At 64.0% G+C, this 5,775-nt stretch carries 6 protein-coding genes; 3 read left to right on the forward strand and 3 right to left on the reverse strand.

Annotated features, from left to right (window positions below; all coding sequences use genetic code 11):
- Window positions 1-179 precede the first annotated feature (179 nt).
- Window positions 180-533: a tRNA-binding protein gene (locus VEK15_08480; protein ID HXV60716.1), complete on the reverse strand. Its 354-nt coding sequence runs from the start codon at window positions 531-533 to the stop codon at window positions 180-182.
- A complete protein-coding gene (locus VEK15_08485; protein HXV60717.1) occupies window positions 530-1,156 on the reverse strand; it encodes a plastocyanin/azurin family copper-binding protein in 627 nt (208 codons plus the stop codon). The genes VEK15_08480 and VEK15_08485 overlap by 4 nt, the downstream gene beginning before the upstream one ends.
- 78 nt (window positions 1,157-1,234) lie before the next feature.
- On the opposite strand from VEK15_08485, the gene VEK15_08490 reads away from it, so the two are divergent.
- From VEK15_08490 to VEK15_08500, 3 genes are all read left to right on the forward strand, one after another.
- Window positions 1,235-2,410 carry an aminotransferase class I/II-fold pyridoxal phosphate-dependent enzyme gene (locus VEK15_08490; protein HXV60718.1) on the forward strand — a complete coding sequence of 392 codons (1,176 nt, stop codon included), beginning with the start codon at window positions 1,235-1,237 and terminating at the stop codon, window positions 2,408-2,410.
- Window positions 2,411-2,472: 62 nt separating this feature from the next.
- Window positions 2,473-3,723: a dicarboxylate/amino acid:cation symporter gene (locus VEK15_08495; protein HXV60719.1), complete on the forward strand. Its 1,251-nt coding sequence runs from the start codon at window positions 2,473-2,475 to the stop codon at window positions 3,721-3,723.
- Between the two features lie 57 nt (window positions 3,724-3,780).
- Window positions 3,781-5,031, forward strand: coding sequence for a M20/M25/M40 family metallo-hydrolase (locus VEK15_08500; GenBank protein ID HXV60720.1), 1,251 nt, complete (start codon window positions 3,781-3,783; stop codon window positions 5,029-5,031).
- A gap of 47 nt (window positions 5,032-5,078) precedes the next feature.
- Here VEK15_08500 and VEK15_08505 read toward each other — a convergent pair whose 3' ends face one another.
- The gene (locus VEK15_08505) at window positions 5,079-5,645 is read right to left on the reverse strand and encodes a DUF4126 domain-containing protein (protein ID HXV60721.1); all 567 of its coding nucleotides are present in this window, start codon (window positions 5,643-5,645) and stop codon (window positions 5,079-5,081) included.
- Window positions 5,646-5,775 lie beyond the last annotated feature (130 nt).

The following is a 5,775-nucleotide window of genomic DNA, read 5'->3' on the forward strand; positions in this document are numbered from 1 at the left end:
AGCCGCCGGGAACCTTCCGAGGGGGGGCGTCGTGCGAAATGGCGCGACGGCTCGGACGGCGGCGGCTCGGTTGGAAGCTCCGATGGGAGCTCGTCGGGCGCGGCCGCCACACCTTCGGGCTACTCACGAAGCGGTGCGTCGGGACGGAGCGCGAAACCGAAGCAGCAATAGCACGGCTATCACCCGGCGCGAGCGCCGTTGGGAACAGGCTCTTCCGGAACCGCGAGTCGCGGGCGCAGGCCGTCGGCGTACCCGATGTCGAACAGCATCGCTTCGGACAGCTGACCTCGCATGCGGCGCGGTTTCAGATTTACGACGAAGAGCGCTTGCCTTCCCACGAGCTCTCGCGGGTCCTCGCGCTCCTTCTTGAGGCCCGCGAGCACCTGCCGTTTCTGATCCCCGAAGTCCACCGAGAGCTTCATCAGCTCGTCGGCGCCCTCGATCTCCTCGACCGACTCGATCGTACCCACGCGAATGTCGACCTTCTCGAGATCCCGAACGGTGATCGTGGATTTGATGGGAGCGGGCTTCACGACTCACCCGCCTCGAGCTCCCAGAAGTCTTCGCCCTCTCGCACCTCGATCGTACGTTCGAGCCGACCTCCGGGATCGAGGTTCCACACGGTGACGCGGTAGGTGCCGGCGGGAAGCCCGGAGATGCCGAAAGAACCGTCCGGGTCGGCGATCACCGTATAAGGCGCATCGGTCACCACGACGAATGCGGCCATCGCGGGATGAATCTCGCAAGAGACGTCGTAGACGCCTTCGGTATCGAACGTGTGCCGATAGGAGCCGACCACGGGTGTGCCCACGTTGAATAGGGTCTCTCGCGTTTCCGCATTCACGACGTGCACGTTGTGAAGAACATCCTCGCTGTTACGAAATTCCACGGCTTGGCCGGGGCGAACGACGAGCAGCTTGGGGTGGAATGCGTTTCCGTACTGGTCCATCACCGCGGGAGCAGCAACGGTCGGTTCTGGGGACTCGCCCTCGGGCACGAGCAAGACCACCGACGGAAAGCCTCCCGTAGCTCGGGCGGTTTTTCCGGTGATGGTTTCGGGGGCACGCCCGGCCGACTCGTTCGTCGCCACCGGCGCCTCTCCCGCCGAACAGCACAGGCAGAGCACTCCCGCGAGAACGATCATTCGGCTCGGCATCCATTCACTTTATCACCGAGATCGTGATTCTCGAGGGCGGGCTTGTTCCTTTTCGTCGCGTCCCGATACAATCGCCGCGTGAGATGCGAGGCGGTCGCCGAACGAGCGCGCAACATCCCGCCGTCTGCGACCGTGCGGATCGCCGACGCCGTGGCGGAGAAGAAGAGGCAAGGGTTGTCGGTGGTCGACTTCTCCGCCGGCCGTGCCTCGGAGCACACGTTCGAATACCTCGTGCGGGAAGCGACTCGTGCGATGCATGAAGGCGACACCCACCAGACGATGGCGCGGGGGAAGCCCGAGTTTCGCGAGGCATGCTCGATCAAGCTCGCGCGAGACAACGGCCTCGATGCCGACCCGAGTCGGGAGATCGTGGCGACGCTCGGCTGCAAGCAAGGATTGTTCGCCGCGTTGCTGGCGACGCTCGATCCCGGTGACGAAGTGCTGATCGAAGACCCCGGATTCGTCAGCTACGAGCCAGCGGTACGCTACGCTTCCGCCGTGGCCCGCCCGGTGACGATCTCGCGCGAGTGCCGGTTCCGCGATCGAGAGCGGCAGCTATCAGAGAGCGTTACTGACAGCACCAAAGGCATCATCTTGTGCTCGCCCCACAACCCCACGGGTGTGATCCACGCCCGGGAAGATCAGCGAGTCATCGCTTCGCTCGCTCAGACACACGGACTCCTCGTCTACTCCGACGAAACCTACGAAAGACTCACCTGGGACGGGCGCCGGCACGGATCGATCGCGGCGATCCCGGGAATGCGAGAACGGACGATCACCCTCATGGGGTTGACGAAGAGCTTTTGCATGGGCGGCTGGCGCGTGGGCTTCGCCTTCGCCCCGAAGGCGATCGTCGACGCGATGCTCACGGTCCAGGAGCACCTCGTGACCTGCGTGAGCTCCTTCGCCCAGACCGCTGGGGCTCTGGCCTACGGTCGTGAGCCGCCCGAGGAAGTGAGGTCTCTCTGGAGCGATTGGGAAAGGCGCACCCGCACCGTCACCGCCGCGCTCGATGCGTTGCCCGGGGTTCGATGCACGATGGCCGAAGGAGCCTTCTACGCCTGGGCGGACATCCGGGAGAGAGCCTCGTGTTCGATGGCCTTGGCCGCTCACCTCCTCGAGGACTACGGCGTCGCAGTCGTGCCCGGCTCGGCCTTCGGCCCTTCGGGCGAGGGTCATGTGAGGATCACCTGCGCGCGGTCGTGGCAAGAGATCGACCTCGGGCTCGAGCGTCTGCGCAAGGCCCTGTGCTGACGCTGGTCGCGGAGCTTCCTTTGGGAGCGGACCGCCCTCAAAGAATCCCCTGACGAACCTCCGTGTGGCTTCTCGACCGCTACCGTCGCCTGTCTCTCGGCGCCCGGATTCTCGTATTCATGGTGGCCGGTGTCGTCGTCGGCCTCGTTCTCGGGGAATCTGCCGCTGCCTTCGAGCCGCTTGGCAACCTGTTCATACGACTCCTCATGATGGCAGCCATTCCGCTCGTCTTCTTCAACTTGGTGGCGGCGATCGGCTCCATGACCGACGTCAAGTTACTCGGCCGGCTCGGCGTCAAGATCATCGTTTATTACACGCTGACCACGGTCGTGGCGATTCTCCTGGGATTGGCCACGACCGCATGGCTTCGACCTGGCGACGGGATGGTGCTCGCCGAAACACCGCCCGAGGGACTCGGAGCGTTGCCGAGCGTTGGCGAGGTCGTTCTCGATCTCGTCCCCACCAACGTCGTCGATGCTTTCGCCCGGGGCAACGTGGGGCAAATCGTCTTTTTTTCCGTGCTCCTCGGCTTCGCCACAGCCCTTCTACCCGAGGAGCGCCGCCAACCACTCGACGGCCTCTTCAATGCGGCAGCGGAGCTTTTTCGAAAACTGGTCGCCCTCGTTCTCCGGTTCGGCCCCATCGGCATCGGAGCACTCGCCGCAGCGACCGTGGGTCAATACGGGTCGGGACTCTTCGGACCCCTCGCGCGTTTCCTCGCATCCGTGTGGCTCGCCCAGGCTATCGTAGTGGCGCTCTATCTCGTCTTCGTGCTCTTCTTCGGACGAACCTCACCTCTGGAGTTCCTGAGGAAAACTGGACCGCTCTACGCGACCACCGCGGCCACCTGCAGCAGCCTGGCCAGTCTCGCGGTATCGCTGGAGCTCGCCGAGAAACGCTTGAAACTGCCGCGAGCCGTATACGCCTTCACTCTCCCTCTCGGCGCCCAGTTCAACAAAGATGGTACGGCCGTCATGTTGGGCTCGGTCTTGCTCTTCACCTCTCAGTCCGCCGGCATCGATCTCGACGGTGCCGCGATGGTGAGCGTTTTGGCGCTCGGCCTAGTCCTCTCTCAGGCCTCGAGCGGGATCCCGGGCGGCGGACTGGTGTCCGCCCTCCTCTTCGTCGAGGCGTTTCAGCTTCCCGTCGAGATCGCTGCCATCGTCGGAGGGATCTATCGGCTGGTGGACATGGGGAGCACGACGGTGAACATGATGGGAGACCTCGTGGGTACCCTATGGGTGGCCCGTTCCGAAGCCCTTTCGTTTCCCGCGAACGAAGAGAGTGAGAGCGATGGCACCCACTCGGGTTGAGAAGTCGCGATGTTATAGAATCGCCGCTCCGACCCTTCTGACCGGAGTGGAATCGACATGACCCTGTTTCTGTCTCTCTTCTTGAGTGTCATCTCCCAAGACCAATACGACGTCGAGATACGCGAGATCGCCGCGCGGCCGAAGGTCCGCGAAGCCTTCGAGATCATCGTCGCGCTCGAGCCGCAAACGGAGCGCGACCTCATCCACCTGACCGAGATCCCGGCTCCCCCTTTCATGGAAGACAAGCGTGCGGCTCGGTACGCCGAGATGCTTCGCGAGGCGGGCCTCGAAAGTGTGACGACCGATGAGGTCGGGAACGTCCTGGGCGAGATCACCGGAGCCGAGGGAGGGCGCACCGTGGCGGTCGTCGCACACCTCGACACCGTCTTCCCCGAAGGCACCGACGTCACCGTTCGCCGCGAGGGCGACCGACTGCACGCGCCCGGCATCGGAGATGATACTCGCGGGCTGGTGCTGGTCCTCACGCTGGTCCGCGCCTTGACCCGAGCCGAAGTGAAGACGAAATCGAATCTGCTGATCGTGGGCTCCGTGGGCGAGGAGGGGCTCGGCGACCTTCGCGGCGTCAAGCACCTGTTTCGCGAAGGCGGTCCACGAATCGATGAGTTCATCGCCGTCGATGGCGGCAGCACCGAGCGGGTCCTGAACCATGCCATTGGCTCTCACCGTTACCGCCTCACCTTCAAGGGTCCAGGGGGCCACTCGTGGGGGGCGTTCGGCCTCGCCAATCCGGCGCACGCCCTGGCGCGAGCCATTCATTTTTTCGATGAGGAAGCCGCGGAATTCGTCATCTCCGGCCCGCGCACGAGCTACAACATCGGCCGCATCGGAGGGGGTACGTCGGTGAATGCGATACCGTTCGAGAACTGGGCGGAGGTCGACATGCGCTCCGAGGACCCCGATCAGCTCGAGAAGATCGACGCCATCTTTCAGCGCGCGGTAACCCGTGCCCTCGAGGAGCAGAACGAGCGCAGGCGTCGGGGCGATCCGCTCACGGTAGAGATCCAGCCAGTCGGAGATCGACCGTCGGGCAAGGTCGATCCCGATACTCCGTTGATCCAGCGCGCTCTCGCCGCAACCCGTTTCTTCGGCGTCGAACCGGAGCTCGGAAGCGGCTCGACCGATGCCAACGTGCCCATCGCACTCGGTATTCCCGCGACCACGATCGGCCGAGGAGGCGCCGGTGAAGGGGCGCATTCGCTCCACGAGTGGTGGTCCAATGAGGACGGGCACATCGACATTCAGAAGGCGCTACTTCTCGTGGTGGCTTCGGCGGGTCTGGCCGAGTAGAATGCCCACAAAGCTTGATACCGCCCACGTCTGAGCGTGGGCTGAGCTCAAGCCGTCTGGCGACGGGCCCGATGGGCCGCGAGCTTCCTGACCAGGAAGAGAACCGTCACTCCGACGAGCACGAGGGCGAGCAGCGGCAGCGCCACGGCCACGAGGGCCAGAACGAAGGACGTTCCGAGCTCCATCGTCGCGAGAATCGGATTCGCCAACCCTCCCGTTGCCGCCGTCGAAGCGCCCCGGGCCACGGTGGTCGCTCCTTTTACGAGCCCGGCCAGCCCGCCGCCACCGATGACGGCGAGCGTCCACTTGACGAGCGGATCCACGTCGGTCATCGCCGATGCGGTAACGACGGCCCCGGCGACGACCGCCGCAGGTCCAGCCAGGGTATCGAGGAGATTGTCGACCCAGGGAACGTAGTAAGCGAGCACTTCGACCACCGTCGCCGTGCCGAAGGCCACGAGCGCGGGAAAACTCCCTACCCATTCGAATCCCTCGGAGAGGCCGAGGTGTCCGGTATAGGAAGCGGCGCTCATGATGAGGAGAGGAACGAAAACACGAAACCCGCAGGCGGCGGCTAGACCGAGACCGAGCGAAACGCTCAGAAAGTGCTCCATCTTCTCATTATACGCCCGCCCGGTACCGACGATTATGTTGATCGTATGATATATCGTATTGCATATATATTGTCCGCGTACTATATTGGCTGCGACGAGCAAGAAAGTCCCCGATGAGCAAACCCGAGGA

The sequence above is a fragment of the Vicinamibacteria bacterium genome (genome assembly GCA_035620555.1).
Classification (GTDB): domain Bacteria; phylum Acidobacteriota; class Vicinamibacteria; order Marinacidobacterales; family SMYC01; genus DASPGQ01.